This window comes from Pseudarthrobacter sulfonivorans (genome assembly GCF_024391045.1).
Lineage (GTDB): Bacteria > Actinomycetota > Actinomycetes > Actinomycetales > Micrococcaceae > Arthrobacter > Arthrobacter sulfonivorans_B.
Genome location: NZ_JANFCZ010000001.1, coordinates 145,851 through 162,213, shown reverse-complemented (window position 1 = coordinate 162,213; position 16,363 = coordinate 145,851). Strand labels below are relative to the sequence as shown.

The 16,363-nt window shown below is 66.4% G+C and carries 15 protein-coding genes; all 15 read right to left on the bottom strand.

The genetic code is table 11. From position 1 onward, the window contains the following. Nucleotides 1-46 precede the first annotated feature (46 nt). Nucleotides 47-1,525, bottom strand: a complete 1,479-nt coding sequence (locus tag NQJ30_RS00745; RefSeq protein WP_255767819.1) for an NAD(P)/FAD-dependent oxidoreductase — start codon at nt 1,523-1,525, stop codon at nt 47-49. Between the two features lie 34 nt (nt 1,526-1,559). Next, entirely contained in the window at nt 1,560-2,936 is a 1,377-nt protein-coding gene (locus NQJ30_RS00740; RefSeq protein WP_255767818.1) for a S8 family serine peptidase, read from the bottom strand. A 35-nt stretch (nt 2,937-2,971) separates the two neighbouring features. Continuing rightward, the gene (locus tag NQJ30_RS00735; RefSeq protein ID WP_255767817.1) at nt 2,972-3,919 is read right to left on the bottom strand and encodes a Ppx/GppA phosphatase family protein; all 948 of its coding nucleotides are present in this window, start codon (nt 3,917-3,919) and stop codon (nt 2,972-2,974) included. Further along, on the bottom strand, nt 3,916-4,599 hold the full coding sequence (locus NQJ30_RS00730; protein WP_304663687.1) for a DUF501 domain-containing protein: 684 nt from the start codon (nt 4,597-4,599) through the stop codon (nt 3,916-3,918). The genes NQJ30_RS00735 and NQJ30_RS00730 overlap by 4 nt, the downstream gene beginning before the upstream one ends. 15 nt (nt 4,600-4,614) lie before the next feature. Further along, entirely contained in the window at nt 4,615-5,361 is a 747-nt protein-coding gene (locus NQJ30_RS00725) for an FtsB family cell division protein (RefSeq protein ID WP_255767815.1), read from the bottom strand. 141 nt (nt 5,362-5,502) lie between these two features. Beyond that, nucleotides 5,503-6,783 (bottom strand): phosphopyruvate hydratase, encoded by a 1,281-nt coding sequence (gene eno, locus NQJ30_RS00720; protein ID WP_255767814.1) that lies wholly within the window; start codon nt 6,781-6,783, stop codon nt 5,503-5,505. 133 nt (nt 6,784-6,916) lie between these two features. Then, a complete protein-coding gene (locus tag NQJ30_RS00715; protein ID WP_255767926.1) occupies nt 6,917-7,510 on the bottom strand; it encodes a MazG nucleotide pyrophosphohydrolase domain-containing protein in 594 nt (197 codons plus the stop codon). 115 nt (nt 7,511-7,625) lie between these two features. Then, nucleotides 7,626-8,780, bottom strand: a complete 1,155-nt coding sequence (locus NQJ30_RS00710; protein ID WP_255767813.1) for an adenosine deaminase — start codon at nt 8,778-8,780, stop codon at nt 7,626-7,628. Between the two features lie 39 nt (nt 8,781-8,819). After that, nucleotides 8,820-9,545: a DedA family protein gene (locus tag NQJ30_RS00705; protein ID WP_255767812.1), complete on the bottom strand. Its 726-nt coding sequence runs from the start codon at nt 9,543-9,545 to the stop codon at nt 8,820-8,822. A 100-nt stretch (nt 9,546-9,645) separates the two neighbouring features. After that, nucleotides 9,646-10,281 carry a DedA family protein gene (locus NQJ30_RS00700; protein ID WP_255767811.1) on the bottom strand — a complete coding sequence of 212 codons (636 nt, stop codon included), beginning with the start codon at nt 10,279-10,281 and terminating at the stop codon, nt 9,646-9,648. Between the two features lie 5 nt (nt 10,282-10,286). After that, nucleotides 10,287-11,600, bottom strand: a complete 1,314-nt coding sequence (locus tag NQJ30_RS00695) for a thymidine phosphorylase (protein ID WP_255767810.1) — start codon at nt 11,598-11,600, stop codon at nt 10,287-10,289. Then, entirely contained in the window at nt 11,584-12,000 is a 417-nt protein-coding gene (locus NQJ30_RS00690; protein ID WP_255767809.1) for a cytidine deaminase, read from the bottom strand. The genes NQJ30_RS00695 and NQJ30_RS00690 overlap by 17 nt, the downstream gene beginning before the upstream one ends. Before the next feature lie 5 nt (nt 12,001-12,005). Continuing rightward, a complete protein-coding gene (locus NQJ30_RS00685) occupies nt 12,006-13,331 on the bottom strand; it encodes an ABC transporter permease (protein ID WP_255767808.1) in 1,326 nt (441 codons plus the stop codon). After that, complete coding sequence (locus NQJ30_RS00680; RefSeq protein WP_255767807.1) at nt 13,328-14,695, bottom strand: ABC transporter permease; 1,368 nt, start codon at nt 14,693-14,695, stop codon at nt 13,328-13,330. Before NQJ30_RS00680 ends, NQJ30_RS00685 begins: the two co-directional genes overlap by 4 nt. Beyond that, nucleotides 14,688-16,352: an ABC transporter ATP-binding protein gene (locus tag NQJ30_RS00675; RefSeq protein ID WP_255767806.1), complete on the bottom strand. Its 1,665-nt coding sequence runs from the start codon at nt 16,350-16,352 to the stop codon at nt 14,688-14,690. The genes NQJ30_RS00680 and NQJ30_RS00675 overlap by 8 nt, the downstream gene beginning before the upstream one ends. Nucleotides 16,353-16,363 lie beyond the last annotated feature (11 nt).

The window sequence follows — 16,363 nt, the reverse complement described above, 5'->3', positions numbered from 1 at the left end:
GTCGGGCGTTACTTCAGTGCAGTACCGGACTGCGGTGCGGGACGCGCTACTTGGCGTCCGCGGTGACCGGCTGCTTGGGGTCCACGCTGGTGGCGGCGGCCGAACCGGGCTTTGCCGCGGCAGCTGAAGCCTCGGGCGCCGCCGCGGCGGGCTTGGGCGCAGGCGTGGCGGCGGCAACGAATGCGCCGCGCGGGTTGTCCAGGTCGATCAGCTGCGTGGTATCGCGGCCCATGAAGAAGGCCAGGATCCAGCCCATGATCACGCGGATCTTGCGCTCCACGGTGGGCATGGCCATGCCGTGGTAGCCGCGGTGGGCGAGCCAGGCCAGCGGTCCCTTGAGTCCGATGCGGCCGACGAGGTTGATGTTGGCAACACCCTTCCACTCACCGAAGCCGGCAACAGCACCCAGGTTCTTGTGCTTGTAATCCTTCAGCGGCTTGTCCCAGCGGGAAGCCCACAGGTTCTTCGCCAGGCGCTTGGCCTGGCGCAGGGCGTGCTGCGCGTTGGGCACGCAGGTGCCGTCCGGCAGGCCGCTGCCGGTGAGGTCGGGAACGGCGGCGATGTCGCCGGCGGCCCAGGCGTTCTCAACGATGCCTTCGTCACCGGCGATGCGGAGGTCCGGCAGGACGCGGACGCGGCCGCGGGGCTCCAGCGGGAAGTCGGAGGAACGGATCATCGGGTTGGCCTGCACGCCGGCAGTCCACACCAGGGTGTCGGCCTCGAATTCCTGGGCGAGGGTCTTGTCCGGGAGGTTGATCAGCTTCAGGGCGCCTTCGGCGCTGTCCAGCGAGGTGTTCAGCAGGACCTCGATGCCGCGGCTGCGGAGGTGCTCCACCACCCATTCAGCCTGGGGTGCGGTGACCTCGGGCATGATGCGGCCCATGGCCTCAACCAGGACGAAGCGGACTTCCTCCTGCTTGATGCGCGGGTTGTTCTTCACCGCGGCGCGGGCCAGGTCTTCCATTTCGGTGATGCATTCGATGCCGGCAAACCCGCCGCCGACCACCACGAAGGTCAGGGCCTTGGCGCGGGCCGCCGGGTCCGTGATGGTGGAGGCAGCTTCAAGGCGCTCCAGCACCTTGTTGCGCAGCGCCACGGCCTCTTCGATGGTCTTCAGACCGATGCCCTTGTCCGCGAGCCCCTTGATGGGGAAGGTGCGGGTGATGGCACCGGCGGAAACGACGATGTCGAAGTAGGGAACCTCGAAGTGCGCTCCGCCGTCCGCGGGCGCCACAACGGCGGTGCGGTTGGCATGGTCGATCGAGGTGACGCTGCCCTGGATCAGTTCGGTCTGCTTGAGGTGCTGGCGGTGGGAGACCACCGCGTGGCGGGCCTCGATGTTGCCGCCGGCGACCTCGGGGAGGAAGGGCTGGTAAGTCATGTAGGGCAGTGGATCCACGAGGGTGACGATGCCACCGGCATTCGCGATCTTCTTCTGCAGTTTGAGTGCTACGTACAGGCCGACGTACCCGCCGCCGACGACGAGTACCCGGGGACGGTCCTGGAGCTCTTGGGTGGTTGCCATAGGTAAAGAATACAGCACTTTGTGAAAATCTTCACTAGCTGTGTTTGCCCCCGGACTCCGCGGTATCAAAGACGCCGGTATCCGGGTCGTCGCCCGCCAGGCCGGGGTCCCGGGCGGCTCTGCGCAGCTGGAAGCCGGCCACGCCGATAATCACCACGAAAAGCAACGCCGAACCGATGACGACGGCGGCGCCTACGGCACTGTCACGCTGTGACGGCGCCTTCACGGCGGGCACCGTCGGATCAGGCAGGGTGGGAGCGGCGCTGGCCACCTCGGCGCTGGGGACCTGGGCCGGGGTGGCCAGGTTCCCGCGGCGGTGCACCCGGATCCAGTCGGAAATGGAGCCCAGGGGGTTCGCCGCGGCTTCCGGCACCGAATCCTTCAAGGCCCCCTCAGCGTTCAGCACGCCATAGCCGTACAACGGGTCCTTGCCGGCCGGACCGGCATCCTTGGCGGTACTGACAATCCGGTTGATGACCTGTTTCGCGCTCATGTCCGGCCACTTGGACCTGATCAGGGCGGCCACACCGGAAACGATCGGAGCCGCGCCTGAGGTGCCGGCCCATTCGGCATACCCGCCGCCGGGCAGTCCGCCGACGAGGTTTTCCGCCGGCGCCGCCACTCCGATGCTGATCCCCTGCGAGGACGAGTCGACGCTAGCAACCCCTTTGCGGTCCAGCCCGGCAACGGTCAGGACGCCGGGGATGGTGGCTGGAGCCCCCACCTGGAGGTTGCCGCCCACCCGGTTTCCGGCCGCGGCAACGATCACCACGTCTTTTTGCTCTGCATACAGGAAGGCGGCGTCCCAGCTCTGGGGCCACTGCGGGGTGGTGCTGCCCAGCGAAATGTTGATGACGCGGGCGCCGTTGTCCACGGCCCATCGGACGGCCTCGGGGATCTGGTCCTGATCGCTTTTGCCTGCGGGATTTGCCGATCCCAGCCAGGTGGATACAGACAGGATCTCCGCCTCCGGCGCCACCCCCACTATTCCGTCCGGGCCCACAGGCGACGGGGAGGCACTCGGTGACGGCGAGGCTGTGGCGGCCTGATGGCCGCGGCCTGCCAGCATCGTGGCCACCAGGGTGCCGTGTTCGGGCTTGACGCCGAGGGTCTTCTGTCCGTTGGACGTGCCTGCCCCCGAGGCGTCATACCCTCCGGTGACTGCGCCTTTCAGGTCAGGGTGGCCCGCGTCCACGCCGCTGTCTATCACGGCGACTTTGACGCCAGCCCCCTTCGAGACGTCCCAAGCCTTGGTGATCCCGGACTCGCCAAGCCAATACTGTTTGTCCCGGACGTCATCCGCCTGCGCAGCCGGAGCCAGTGCCAGGCCGGCTGCGAGACTGACGCCTGCGAGGGTCATCGCCAGGAGCGCGGCGGCGGTCCGGCGGAACCGGGCTGTTGCTCTGGTCATGTGGGTTCCCCTGCTTGGTGCGATGATGCCCGGCGTCAGTTGAGGCTCAGGGCAATTCCATCAAGAATATCGTGCTCGCTGGCTGTGGCCGTGACGATCCGGCCGCCGCTGAGGTCATGCAGCCGCTCCAGGATCCGGGCCCACACCAGGCCGCCGGCGCCCATGACGTCCACCCGGCCGGGGTGCATGTAGGGCAGTTCCGCACGTGCAGCCCTGGTCATCGCCAGGAGGTCCGCGGCGGCCCCGGTAATGGTGCCGAGGGGCAGTTCGGCTCCGTGGATCGCCGCGGGCGAGTATTCCGTCAGGCGCAGTGCATGGGCCGTAATAGTCGTAATGGAACCTGCCACGCCGACGACGGCGGTGGCGCGTTCCAGCGGAACGTCCAGGCCCGCGCGGGTGATGGCTGCGTCGACGTCGGCTTCCGCGGCGGCGATCTGTTCCGGCGTGGGCGGATCATCGCGCAGATGCCGCTCGGTGAGCCGGACGCAGCCGATGTCCACGGATTTGGCGGCAATGACACCCGCGGCCGTGCCGAGGACGAATTCAGTGCTGCCGCCGCCGAGGTCGACCACCAGGACCTGGTCGCCGTCGTGGATGGGCAGGACACTGCTCGCGCCGGCGAAGGACAGGGCAGCCTCCTCGTCCCCGGAAATGACCTCGGGCTCCACACCCAGCAGTTCCCGGACGCCGTCCACAAAGACGTGCCGGTTGCGTGCGTCCCGGCTCGCTGACGTGGCAACAAACCGCACCGACTCCGCGCCGTGCTCACGGATCAGGGCGGCATAGTCCGCGGTGGCTGCAAAGGTGCGTTCCAGCGCGTCGGGAGCCAGCTCGCCGGTGGCATCCACACCCTGGCCGAGGCGGACCACGCGCATTTCCCGGACCACGTCCGTGAGCCTGGCGGCGCCGTTGCTGCGGTCCACATCCGCGATCAGCAGGCGGATGGAGTTTGTTCCGCAGTCGATGGCGGCGACGCGGGTCACGGAGTGGCCTCCGGACTGCCGGCGGCCTTTCGGACGGGGGCGGGCCGGCCAACGATCTCCGGCAAGCCCTGCGGGCCATGGCGGCTCAGGTCACGGGACGGGGCTTCCCCGGCAGTGTCCCAGGCGCCGTCGCAGTAGCAACGGTCAGCGGTCCACCATTCGCGGATGCCGGCGATGGCTTCGTCACCCAGCGGATTCACGCCGGGTCCGGCGGCCAGCGAATGCCCCACCAGCACATGGAGGCATTTGACCCGGGTGGGCATGCCGCCGGCGGAGATGCCGTCAATTTCCGGGACGGCGCCGATGCCCGCCCGTTCGCCGATGCCGGCCCTGGCCGCGAGGTAGTCCTCGTGGGCGGCACGGTAGGCGGCCGCAAGGGGCTCGTCTGCGGTGAGCCGCTCGTTCATCTCGTTCATCAGGCCGGCAGCTTCAAGCCGGGAGACTGCCGAGGTGATGACGGGGTGCGTCAGGTAGTAGGTGGTGGGGAAAGGTGTGCCGTTCCCCAGGCGCGGCGCCGTGGCCGCCACCAGGGGATTGCCGCAGACACAGCGGGCCGGGATTTCGACGACGTCGCGCACCGGCCGTCCCAGTTGCCTGCTGAGTACTTCAAGATCATGTGCTGATGGCTGGCGGGATTTCTCCGGCTCAGATGCCGTGTGTGCTTCCACTGGCGCGGCCATCCTTCCTCTGGTGGTTCAGTCTGTGGCCGCGCGCCTGACGGACTCCCACAGGGAATCCACCCACGGCAGATCGGCGGGGTCTTGCGCTGCTGCGGCGTTCTGGCTACTGCTCGATCCTGCAGGCAAATCACTGCCAAAGACCCAGTAGCCGGTTTCGCCCGGCATAACCATGTTAATGCGGTCGCGGGCCTGCTGTTTCACGTAGTTGGGATCCTGCCAGCGCGAGATCTGCTGGCGCAGCCTGTCCCCCTCGGCCTGCCGGGCGGCGATATCGTCGCTCAGGGCGGTCAGTTCGGCACGTTTGTCGAAGAAAATCTTGACCGTTGGCGCGAGCATAATAGTGATGGCAATCATCACCACGGCGAGTGCCAGCATGCGTCCGGAGAAGGCCTTGGCGGGCACCGGCTGGGTGTCGTCGTGCCCGTCATCCTTGGATCCGTCACCCGCGGAACTTCCCCGCGACGCCGCGGCGGCCGGGTTCTTGGCTGCGCCCCGCGATGGCCCGCCCTTGGACGTACCGCCTCCCGACGACCCGGCTTTTGCCCGCGCACCGGCGCCGGACTGTGCGCCGGTGCCGGACTGGGCGCGGGCAGGCTTCGCGGGGGTGCCCTCCGACGGGTTGTGCTTGCCCTGGCCTGAGCCGTCCTTGGTCCCGCCAAAATGCGCGCGGATGACGTCGGCGGTGTCGGCTTCCTGGGGGCGGTCCGCTGCACCGCGGTGGGTTGCTGCGGCCTTGGGAACTTTGGGACGGCGGGTAGCCATGACACTCCTGAAACGTGCGGCCTGCGTCGGCCCGCACTCTGCGCTGGTACAAATGCCCTGCCGATCCAGCAGCAGGCCGAAACAAAAACCGGTGGCTATGGTCTTTCAACCATAGCCACCGGTCAGTGGTTTACGCGGATATTAGCCCTTGAAACGCGGGAACGCGCTGCGGCCGGCGTAGCGTGCGGCGTCGTCGAGTTCCTCTTCGATGCGCAGCAGCTGGTTGTACTTGGCGACCCGCTCGGAGCGTGCCGGGGCGCCGGTCTTGATCTGTCCCGCGTTGGTGGCAACGGAGATGTCGGCGATGGTGGTGTCCTCGGTTTCGCCGGAGCGGTGCGAGGTGATGGTGGTGTAGCCGGCGCGCTGGGCCAGGGAGACGGCGTCCAGCGTTTCGGTCAGCGAGCCGATCTGGTTGACCTTGACCAGCAGCGAGTTGGCGGTCTTGGTGTCGATGCCGCGCTGCAGGATGGAGGGGTTGGTGACGAAGAGGTCATCGCCCACGAGCTGGACCTTGTCCCCGATGGAGTCGGTGAGGGTCTTCCAACCGTCCCAGTCATTCTCGTCCAGCGGGTCTTCGATGGAAACCAGCGGGTAGTCGGCAACGAGCTCGGCGTAGTAGGCGCTCATCTCGGTGGCGGACAGGGCCTTGCCCTCGAACTGGTAGGCGCCGTCCTTGAAGAACTCGGAGGAGGCCACGTCCAGGGCCAGGGCGATGTCCTTGCCCGGGGTGTAGCCGGCGTTCTTGATGGCTTCCTGGATCAGGTCCAGCGCGGCGCGGTTGGAGGGCAGGTTCGGCGCGAAGCCGCCTTCGTCGCCCAGGCCGGTGGAGAGGCCCTTGGCCTGCAGGACGGACTTGAGGTTGTGGTAGACCTCAACGCCCCAGCGCAGGCCCTCGGAGAAGGTTTCCGCGCCGATCGGGACGATCATGAATTCCTGGATGTCGACGTCGGAATCCGCGTGCGAGCCACCGTTGAGGATGTTCATCAGCGGCACGGGGAGGACGTGGGCGTTGGGGCCGCCCAGGTACTTGTACAGCGGCAGGTCCGCGGAGGCGGCGGCAGCGTTGGCCACGGCCAGGGAGACGCCCAGGATGGCGTTGGCGCCCAGCTTGCCCTTGTTGGGGGTGCCGTCCAGGTCCAGCATGGCCTGGTCGATGCTGCGCTGGTCCGTGGCGTCGAAGCCGATCAGGGCCGGAGCGATCTGGTCGATGACAGCGTCGACTGCCTTCTGGACACCCTTGCCGAGGTAACGGCCCTTGTCTCCGTCACGCAGTTCAACGGCCTCGTGTTCGCCGGTGGAAGCACCGGAGGGAACTGCCGCGCGGCCGATCTGGCCGTCGGAGAGGAGAACTTCAACTTCTACGGTCGGGTTGCCACGGGAATCGAGGATCTCGCGGGCGTGGATGGCATCGATAAGCGCCATGGATTTGCTCCTTGTGGGCGATTTTTGGTGGATCTGACAGCTGAAAAATAGCGGAAACTCTGGGACGTCATCGTCAGGGACTAGCGTAGTCGAGAGTGGCGGACGTTACGGAACCCCCACCGTCACCCGGACGTCATGATGTTCCATCGAACCGGCGCCGGATCGCGCCGCGCAGGGCACGTTCGGCGTCAAACCCCTGTTCCCGTGCGGAGCCGACGACGGCGAGCAGCAGCTCCCCGAGTTCGGCTTCGGAAGTGACCGCGGGTGTTTCGCCCAGCTCACCGGCCGGAACCGCCCACCCTGCGCGGGCTGCCCGGTCAAGGAATTTCTGCGCCTTGGCCAGGGCCGGCAACGCGTCAGGGATTCCTTCGAACGGGCCCCGCCGTTCGGGCCGCTCGGCGCTTTTGACCGCGTCCCATTTCCGGACGATCTCCTCCACGGTGGCCGGGAAACTGTCCTGCAGGGTGCCGTCGGGCCGGAAGACGTGCGGGTTGCGGCGGACCATCTTGGCACTGAGGCCGCGCGCAACGTCGTCGAACTTAAACGAGCCCCGCTCCTCGGCGAGCCGGGCGTGCAGCACCACCTGGAGCAGCACGTCTCCCAGCTCGCCGCGGAGTTCGGCGTCGGAATCCGGCTCTCCCGGGATGCCGGTTTCAATGGTTTCGGCCACCTCGTAGGCTTCCTCCAGGAGGTACTCCACCAACGAGGCATGCGTGAGCGCACCCATCCACGGGCAGTGTTCGCGCAGCTCGGCTATGATCCCCAGCAGCTCCCCGAGCTCGCAAGCTCGCTCGGGGACCCCTGCTGCCGTGGGCCCAGTGACCAGCCGGTTAACCGAGGTTTCAGCCAAGGTTGGCGTAGGTGTCGTTGATGTACTCCACCAGCGCTTCCTTCTCCTCGAGGGGCAGGAACGACGCCTCGGCGGCGTTCAGCGTGAGCTCCAGCAGGTCGTCGAGGTCGTAGTCGAAGGTTTCGACGAGGAGCTCGAATTCGTCGGTCAGGGTAACGCCGCTCATCAGCCGGTTGTCCGTGTTGATGGTGACGTTGAAGCCCAGCTGGTAGAGCATGTCCAGCGGGTGGCTCTCGATACCCTCGCCGAAGCCGGCAATGGCACCGGTCTGCAGGTTGGACGAAGGGCAGATCTCCAGCGCAATGCCGCGGTCCCGGACCCAGCTGGACAGGTCTCCCAAGGTGACCAGGCCGATGCTGTCCTCGGCGTCTTCAGCATCGTCGGCGTCGTCTTCGTCGTCGAACTCCACCAGGATGTCTTCGGCGATCCGGACACCGTGGCCCAGGCGCAGGGCCCGGCCGTCCACCAGGGCGGACTGGATGCTTTCAAGCCCGGCGGCCTCGCCGGCGTGCACGGTTGCCGGGAAGTTGTGCTGGGCGAGGTAGGTGAAGGCGTCCCTGAAACGGGAGGGCAGGAAGCCGTCTTCAGCGCCGGCGATGTCGAAGCCCACGGCGCCCTTGTTGCGGTGCCGGACGGCCAGTTCGGCGATCTCCTGGCCGCGGTCCGCGTGGCGCATGGCGGTGATCAGCTGGCCCACCTGGATTTCCCGGCCGGATTCGGCCACGGCTTCCACACCGGCTTCAAGGCCTTCCTGCACGGCTTCGACAACCTCGTCGAGGGAGAGGCCCTTCTGCAGGTGCTGCTCCGGCGCCCAGCGCACCTCGCCGTACACCACGCCGTCGTCCGCCAGGTCCTCCACGAATTCCTTGGCCACCCGGAACAGGCCTTCCTTCGTCTGCATGACGGCGACCGTGTGGTCGAAGGTCTCCAGGTACCGGACCAGCGAGCCGGAGTCGGCGGATTCACGGAACCATTGGCCCAGAGCCACGGGATCGGTGGACGGGAGCGTGTGGCCAACAGCCTGGGCCAGTTCGATGATGGTGGCGGGACGGAGACCACCGTCCAGGTGGTCGTGAAGTGAAACCTTCGGCAGGCTCTTCAGGTCGAAATCGATGGCAGGGGCGGTGTCAACAATGGGCTCAGTCACGTTCCAACCTTAGGGTCGGCACGCAGCTAATGCCAGCCGCTACTTTCCGTGCTCGGCCTCAGCCGGGGCGGGTGCCAGCAGCGGTGACGCTCCGGTGCCGGTGGGCAGGGACCCGTCCGGACCGCCGTCGAGCCATTCGTCCACAGATTCAGCGTCCTTGCTGGCCAGGCGGTTATGCCACCACCGCAGCAGGTGGTCGATGAGGACGCCGAGCACGATGGCGAACACCACTGCGATGCCGGCGCTCAGCAGCGGGTTGTGATGGAGCCAGGGGAAGGAGCTGGCCAGCAGGCCGATGCCGATGGAATAGCCCACCCAGGTCAGGCAGGCGAAGGCGTCCAGCAGGAAGAAGCGGCGGTGCCCGAATCCTGTGCTGCCGGCAACGTAGTTGACCGCCACGCGCCCCCAGGGGATGTAGCGGGCGGTGAATATCAGGACAGCGCCGCGCTTATCCAATTCATACCGTGCCCAGCCGAAGGCCTTCTGGATCTTGGGCCGGCGCATCCATTTCCAGCGTTCCAGCCCGATCCTGCGGCCCAGCATAAAAGCCATGTTGTCGCCGGCGATCGCACCCACCAGTGCTGTGGCCCCCAGGATCCAAAGGTTGGGTTCACCGCTGTGCCGGGAAAACGCTGCAAGGGCCACGATCAGGGTCTCGCTGGGAACCACCATGGCGAAGCCGTCGACGAAGAAAAACACAAGCAGGACGGGGTAGATCCACCACTGGCCCGCCGCATGGAGCACGGCCTCATTAATAAACTCCACGCGGGTGTTGCTCCTAGACGAAAATGCTGCAGCTGTAAGTGAGGTAAATCGCTCTTCAGTGTCCCATGCCCGGGACGCCCGCCGCTACGCCCTCAGGGCCTCATTCCTGCGTTTCAGGGTCTTTCAGCCGCTCCACCACCGGGACCTTGCCGCGGATGCGGTTGATGACCAGGTCCACAAGGATTCCCAGGCCCACTGCGCAGACAATGGCGATGACCGCGCCGAGGAAATGGTTGTTCTCGAACCACTGCCCGAAAAACAGGCCGATCCCTACCGAATACGCTGCCCAGAGCGTGGCGGACAGGGCGGTGAAGCCAACGAACCGGGCGTGGTGATAATGCGTCACGCCGGCCGTGAGGTTCACTGCCACCCGTCCGATGGGGATGAACCGTGCCACGAGGATCAACGACGCCGGCCGCTTGCCGAGCTCCGCGCCGGCCCACCGGAACGCGCTTTGCATCCGGGGCCCCCGCTGCCAGCTCCAGCGGTGTGTGCCAACCCGCCGCCCGATCAGGTAGGCGAGGTTGTCGCCCGAGAATGCACCCAGGGCCGCCACGGCCATGAGCAGCCACGGATTGGGGACGTCCGCCGTGGCCGCCACCGCGGACAGGCCCACCACCACCGATTCGCTGGGGATCGGCGGGAAAAAGCCGTCAATAAGGCAGCAGGCCAAGACGAGGAGCAGCACCCACGGCTGCCCGGCGGCAGTGAGGATGAAATCGTTGATGGCCTGCATGCTCACTATGCTATTCGGTCGATGATGAGCCGCTGTGCCGGGCGTGATCCTTCCGGTGCAATCGTGACCGCGTGTTCCAGGGATTCCCTGGCGCGCGCGAACTTCTCCGGGGTGTCGGTGAGCAAGGTCATGAGCGGTTCGCCGGCCCGCACCATGGCGCCGGGTTTGGCGTGCAGGCGGACTCCTGCTCCTGCCTGCACTGCATCCTCCTTGCGGGCACGGCCGGCCCCGAGGCGCCACGCAGCGACCCCCACTGCCAGTGCATCGAGTTCCACGAGGACCCCGTCAGCGGGCGCGTAGATGACCTCGGATTCCCTGGCCACCGGCAGTTTGGCCCGCGGGTCTCCGCCCTGTGCCTCAATCATCCTGTTCCAGACATCCATGGCCCGGCCGTCCTTCAAGGCGGCGCCGGGATCGGCATCGCGGATGCCGGCACCGGCCAGCATCTCTTCGGCCAGGCGGACGGTCAGCTCCACCACGTCTTCCGGGCCACCGCCGGCCAGGACTTCCAGTGATTCCTCGACCTCGATCGCGTTGCCCGCCGTCAGGCCCAGCGGCGTGCTCATGTTGGTCAGCAGCGCCACCGTATTGACGCCGGCGTCCTTGCCCAGGGCCACCATGGTTTCCGCGAGTTCCCGGGCCCGGGCTTCGTCCTTCATAAAAGCCCCGCTGCCCACTTTGACGTCGAGGACCAGGGAGCCAGTGCCTTCGGCAATCTTTTTGCTCATGATCGAGGAGGCAATGAGCGGGATGGCTTCCACGGTGCCGGTGACGTCCCGCAGCGCATAAAGCTTCTTGTCTGCCGGGGCCAGCCCGGCCCCGGCGGCGCAGATCACCGCACCGACGTCCTGGAGCTGTGCCATCATTTCGTCGTTGCTCAGGTCCGCCCGCCAGCCAGGGATCGATTCCAGCTTGTCCAGGGTGCCGCCGGTGTGGCCGAGCCCGCGGCCGGACAGCTGCGGGACCGCCACTCCGAACGCCGCCACCAGCGGCGCCAGCGGGAGGGTGATCTTGTCCCCCACTCCCCCGGTGGAGTGTTTGTCGGTGGTCAGCTTCGTGCCGCCGTCGGGCCGCCGGAGGCCGCTGAAGTCCATCCGCTCCCCCGACGCGATCATGGCGGCAGTCCAGCGGGAAATCTCCGCGCGGTCCATGCCGTTGAGCAGGATGGCCATGTTCAGCGCGGCCATCTGCTCGTCCGCGATGGCTCCGCGGGTGTACGCGTCGATGGTCCAGTCGATCTGCTCGGGGCTGAGGACGCCCCGGTCCCGCTTGATTCGGATGATGTCGACGGCGTCGAACGCTTCAGTTGCCTGTGTCACCGGAGTCCTCCAGATGTTGGGGACCAAATGCGTCGGGCAGCACCTGGTCCATCGTCTTGATGCCTTGGGCGGTCATCAGTTCCATGGCCGGGGCATGGAACTCGTAGAGCAATTGCCGACAGCGGCCGCATGGCATCAGCACGTTGCCGGCACCGTCCACGCAGTAGAAAGCGCGCAATTGGCCGCCGCCGGTCATTTGCAGGTTGGCCACGAGGGAGCATTCAGCGCAGAGTGTCAGCCCGTAACTGGCGTTCTCCACGTTGCAGCCAGTGACCAGCCGGCCGTCGGCGGTGAAGGCGGCCGCCCCCACCGGATATTTCGAATACGGTGCGTAGGCCTTCTTCATGGCGTTTGTTGCCTCGGCCCTGAGCAACTCCCAATCGATGATGCCGGCGTCCATGGCTGTCATCCCTTGACGTAGGGGATGCCGCTGGCCGCCGGCGGCCGGGACCGTCCAACAAGTCCTGCCACCGCGAGCACTGTCACCAGGTAGGGCAGCATGGCCATGAACTGGCTGGGCACCGGCGTACCGATGATGGTCACGATGCTCTGCAGGTTGTCTGCGAAACCGAACAGGAGGGCGGCGAAGAACGCACCGATCGGATTCCACCGGCCGAAGATCAACGCGGCCAGCGCGATGAAGCCCCGCCCGCCGGAGATTTCCTTGGTGAAGGAGTCGATGGCCACGAGCGTGAAGAAGGAACCGCCGATGCCGGCGATGGCACCTCCCAGGGTGACGTTCCAAAAGCGGGTGGCGTTGACCTTGATGCCCATGGTGTCGGCGGCCTGGGGATGTTCACCCACGGCACGAACGCGGAGGCCCCATTTGGTTTTGAACAGCCCCACCCAGACCACGATGACGGCGACGTACATGAGGTAGCCCACTACGGACTGCTTGAACAGGATGGGGCCGAGGATCGGGATGTTCGAGAGGACGGGTATCTCCACGATGTCCAGTCCGGCGGGTGAGTTGAACCTGGCTTTGTCCGCCTGCATCAGCGTGGTGAACAGGAAGCCGGTGACGCCGGAAACCAGGACGTTGAGCACCACGCCCACGATGATCTGGTTGACAAGGTACTTGATGCTGAACACCGCAAGCACCATGGAGACGGCCGCGCCGGCCACGGCGGCCGCCAGCAGGCCGATGAACGGGTTCTGCGTGATGCTGGCCACGATGGCGGCCGTGAACGCACCGCCCAGGAGCTGGCCTTCGATGGCGATGTTGACCACGCCGACGCGTTCACACAACACGCCGGACAGCGAGCCGAATACCAACGGGACTGCCAGGGTCACGGAACCGGCGATGAGACCGGCCAGTGAGATGCTGGGCGTCTTGGCTCCGCCGACAACCCAGATCAGGAAGGCAGCCACGAACATCACAGTGAAAGTGACGGTCAGCCAAGCCGGGGCGGGCCGGTTTTTGGTTTTGAGGTAGATGGCATAGGCGGCCAGTCCCAGCATCAGGACCGAGAGCACGAGGCCGCCGCCCATTGCCGGGATTTCGAGGGCGGGCAGTTGGAAGAAGTCTTCGCTGGTGGAAATGCCGAACTTGGCAGTCTGTCCGGATCCCATCAGGCCGAAGAAAATGAAGGCGACAAGTCCCAGGGCAGCGAGCACCACGGGTGTCTTCCAGAGCACCGGCTTCCCGGACGCTTCCTGGACTTTGCCGGCCTCGGGCGCGGTTCCGCGGGTTCCCCCTCCCGGCACGGGCGATGTTGCTGTTGCGCTCATGCTGCGCCTCCGGTGGTTGCTGCGTGCTGGGACTTGCCGGCGGTGGCCGGCTTCTTGCGGCGGGGGTTGAGCCCGAAGATTGCCCGCACCAGCGGCGGGGCAGCGATGAAGAGGACGATCAGGGACTGAACCACCAGGACAATGTCGATGGGGGTGCCTGTCTGGATCTGCATCTGGACGGCACCGGCGCGGAAGGCGCCGAACAGCAGGCCCGCCGCGAACGTGCCCCACGGCGTCGACCGTCCCAGCAGCGCCACCGTGATGGCGTCAAAACCGTACGTTGCCGCGACACCGTCAGTCAGGACCTTTTCCGTGCCCGCCACCTGGGCGACGCCGGACATGCCTGCCAGCGCGCCGGCTATGGCCATTACGAGGATGGTGGAGCGGGAGACGTTGATCCCGGCTGTCAAGGCCGCCTTCGGGTTGGCCCCGACGGCCCGGAACTCAAACCCGACAGTGGACCGGTTCAGCAGCCACCAGACCAGGATTGTGGCCGCGATGGCCAGAATGAAGCCCAGGTGCAGGCGGTACTGCGTGCCGAAGATCTGCGGGTAGACGGCGGTGGGATCCAGGATGGGAGAGATCGGGTTGGACTCCCCCGGGCGCTGGAACGCCGGTGTATTCAGCAGGTACCGCAGGAAGTAAAGGGCGATGTAGTTGAACATGATGGTCAGGATGACCTCGTGGGCGCCGGTCCGGGCTTTCAGCAGGCCCACCAGTCCGCCCCAGAGGGCGCCGCCCACGATGCCGGCCACCAGCACCAGGAGCAGGTGCAGTCCCAGGGGAAGGTGCAGGGCAAAGCCGACCCAGGCGGCGAGGATGCCTGCCATGATGATCTGGCCCTGGGCGCCGATGTTGAACAGACCTGCCCGGAACGCCAGGGCAACGCCAAGACCGGCCGTGATAAGCGGGGTGGCGATGGTCAGCGTTTCCATCAACGGAGCGAACTGCACGGCCAGGCCCGAACCCCGCGGGTTGAAGACGGAGCCTTGGAACAGGGCAATGTAGGACCGGGTGGCGGCGTTCCAGACCGCTGAAAGGAAGTCCGTGGGGCGGGCGAACAGATACCCCGCCGTGGTGGCGACGCGCTGGTCCGTGGCAGCAATGAGCAGGCCGCCGAGGATCAGTGCCAGCAGGACTGCCAGGACCGAGACGACACCGTTGCCCGTGAAAATCTTCCGGAGCAGGGTATCCGGGCCGCCAGGCAGTTTTCCGCTTTGGGCGCTGGCCGGCACGGCGGACGGGCTGATGGCGCCGCCGGCAGTATCCACCGCCGCTACCGCGGCAGTTTCCTCCGCCGCGGCGCTCTTTTCGTGTGGTTTGGTGTGCTGGTCGGCGTGTTTGGGGCGATCCTCGTCAGGCATGTTCGCCTCCTTCGGGGCTGGAGGTGGCGCGGCCTTCAGTGGCTGCGGTGTGAGTCGTGGCAGGGCGGACCGGACCAGGCCCGTGAGCGGTACCGGCAGTGCCGGTCCCGGCGGTGCCGGCGGTATCGGTGCCGGCATGCTCTGTTCCGGCGGCGTCCTCCTGCGGGATGCCGGCCATCATCAGTCCGAGGACGTCGCGGCCGGTTCCAGCGGGAACGATGCCCACGAGTTTTCCTTTGTAGAGCACGGCGATCCGATCGGCGAGTTCCATGACCTCGTCCAGCTCGGTGGAGATGATCATGACCGGCGTGCCCTGGTCACGTTCAGCGACGATCCGCTTGTGCAGGAACTCGATGGACCCCACGTCCACGCCGCGGGTGGGCTGCGAGGCGATGAAGAGGCGCAGCGGCCGGGACAGTTCCCGCGCCATGACCACTTTCTGCTGGTTGCCGCCGGACAGCGTGCCGGCGGCCAGGAGGCCTGAGGGGGTCCTGACATCGAACTCGTCGATCCGCGATTTAGCGTTCTCCAGGACCTTCGCCGGGCTCATGCTGATGCCCTTGGCAAACGGCGGCTGATCGTAGCGGTCAAGCACCAGGTTCTCGGCAATTGAGAAGGTGCCGATCAGGCCGTCAACGGACCGGTCTTCGGGCACAAAGCCGACGCCGGCGTTGAGGACGTCCTTCACGCTGCGGCCAACGAGTTCGACGTCGTCCAGGCGAATGGAGCCGTGTACCCGCTCCTGCAGGCCGAGGATGGCCTCGGTGAGTTCGGTCTGGCCGTTGCCCTGGACTCCGGCGATGGCCACGATCTCGCCCCGGGCAATGTCGAAGCTGATGCCGTCAACGGTATGCTGCCCGTTCGGGGCGATGACGGTGAGGTCCTTGACCTTGAAGGTCTTCTCCATAGGCTTGGCGGGTGCCTTGTCCAGGGTCAGGCTGACGGCCCGGCCCACCATCATGGAGGCCAGCGCCGTAGTGGAGTCACCCGGGTTGGCGGTGCCCACAACTTTGCCGCGCCGGATCACGGTGATGGTGTCGGAGACGGCTTTCACCTCACGCAGCTTGTGCGAGATGAACACGATGGAGGTGCCGTTGGCCTTGAGCTGGCGCATGATGTCCAGCAGTTCGTCGGTTTCCTGCGGCGTCAGCACGGCTGTGGGTTCATCCAGGATCAGGACCTTGGCCTCCCGGACCAGGGCCTTGATGATTTCCACGCGCTGCTGGACACCCACGGGGAGGTCCTCCACCAGCGCATCCGGATCAACATCGAACCCGTAGCGGTCCGAGATTTCCTTGATCTTGCGGCGGGTGTCGTCCAGGTTGAGGAATCCGCCGGGTTTGGTGCTCTCGGCGCCGAGGGCGACGTTTTCCGCGACGGTGAACACCGGTACGAGCATGAAGTGCTGGTGCACCATGCCGATGCCGGCGGCCATGGCGTCCCCCGGGCCGCGGAACGTAACGGGTTTGTCATCAACGAGGATTTCGCCCTCTGTGGGCTCGTAGAGCCCGTACAGCACATTCATCAGGGTGGATTTGCCGGCCCCGTTCTCGCCCAGCAGACAGTGGATCTGTCCGGGTTCAACCACCACATCGATGTGATCGTTGGCGAGCAGGGTGCCGAAACGTTTGGTGATCCCTCTGAGTTCAAGTTTCAAAACTCTGACCA

Bases quoted from the DNA above. Each gene is read 5' to 3' on its own strand.
- NQJ30_RS00745 (WP_255767819.1), bottom strand. From the start codon at position 1,525: ATGGCAACCACCCAAGAGCTCCAGGACCGTCCCCGGGTACTCGTCGTC.
- NQJ30_RS00740 (WP_255767818.1), bottom strand. From the start codon at position 2,936: ATGACCAGAGCAACAGCCCGGTTCCGCCGGACCGCCGCCGCGCTCCTG.
- NQJ30_RS00730 (WP_304663687.1), bottom strand. From the start codon at position 4,599: ATGGCCGCGCCAGTGGAAGCACACACGGCATCTGAGCCGGAGAAATCC.
- NQJ30_RS00725 (WP_255767815.1), bottom strand. From the start codon at position 5,361: ATGGCTACCCGCCGTCCCAAAGTTCCCAAGGCCGCAGCAACCCACCGC.
- eno (WP_255767814.1), bottom strand. From the start codon at position 6,783: ATGGCGCTTATCGATGCCATCCACGCCCGCGAGATCCTCGATTCCCGT.
- NQJ30_RS00715 (WP_255767926.1), bottom strand. From the start codon at position 7,510: ATGGGTGCGCTCACGCATGCCTCGTTGGTGGAGTACCTCCTGGAGGAA.
- NQJ30_RS00700 (WP_255767811.1), bottom strand. From the start codon at position 10,281: ATGCAGGCCATCAACGATTTCATCCTCACTGCCGCCGGGCAGCCGTGG.
- NQJ30_RS00690 (WP_255767809.1), bottom strand. From the start codon at position 12,000: ATGGACGCCGGCATCATCGATTGGGAGTTGCTCAGGGCCGAGGCAACA.
- NQJ30_RS00685 (WP_255767808.1), bottom strand. From the start codon at position 13,331: ATGAGCGCAACAGCAACATCGCCCGTGCCGGGAGGGGGAACCCGCGGA.
- NQJ30_RS00680 (WP_255767807.1), bottom strand. From the start codon at position 14,695: ATGCCTGACGAGGATCGCCCCAAACACGCCGACCAGCACACCAAACCA.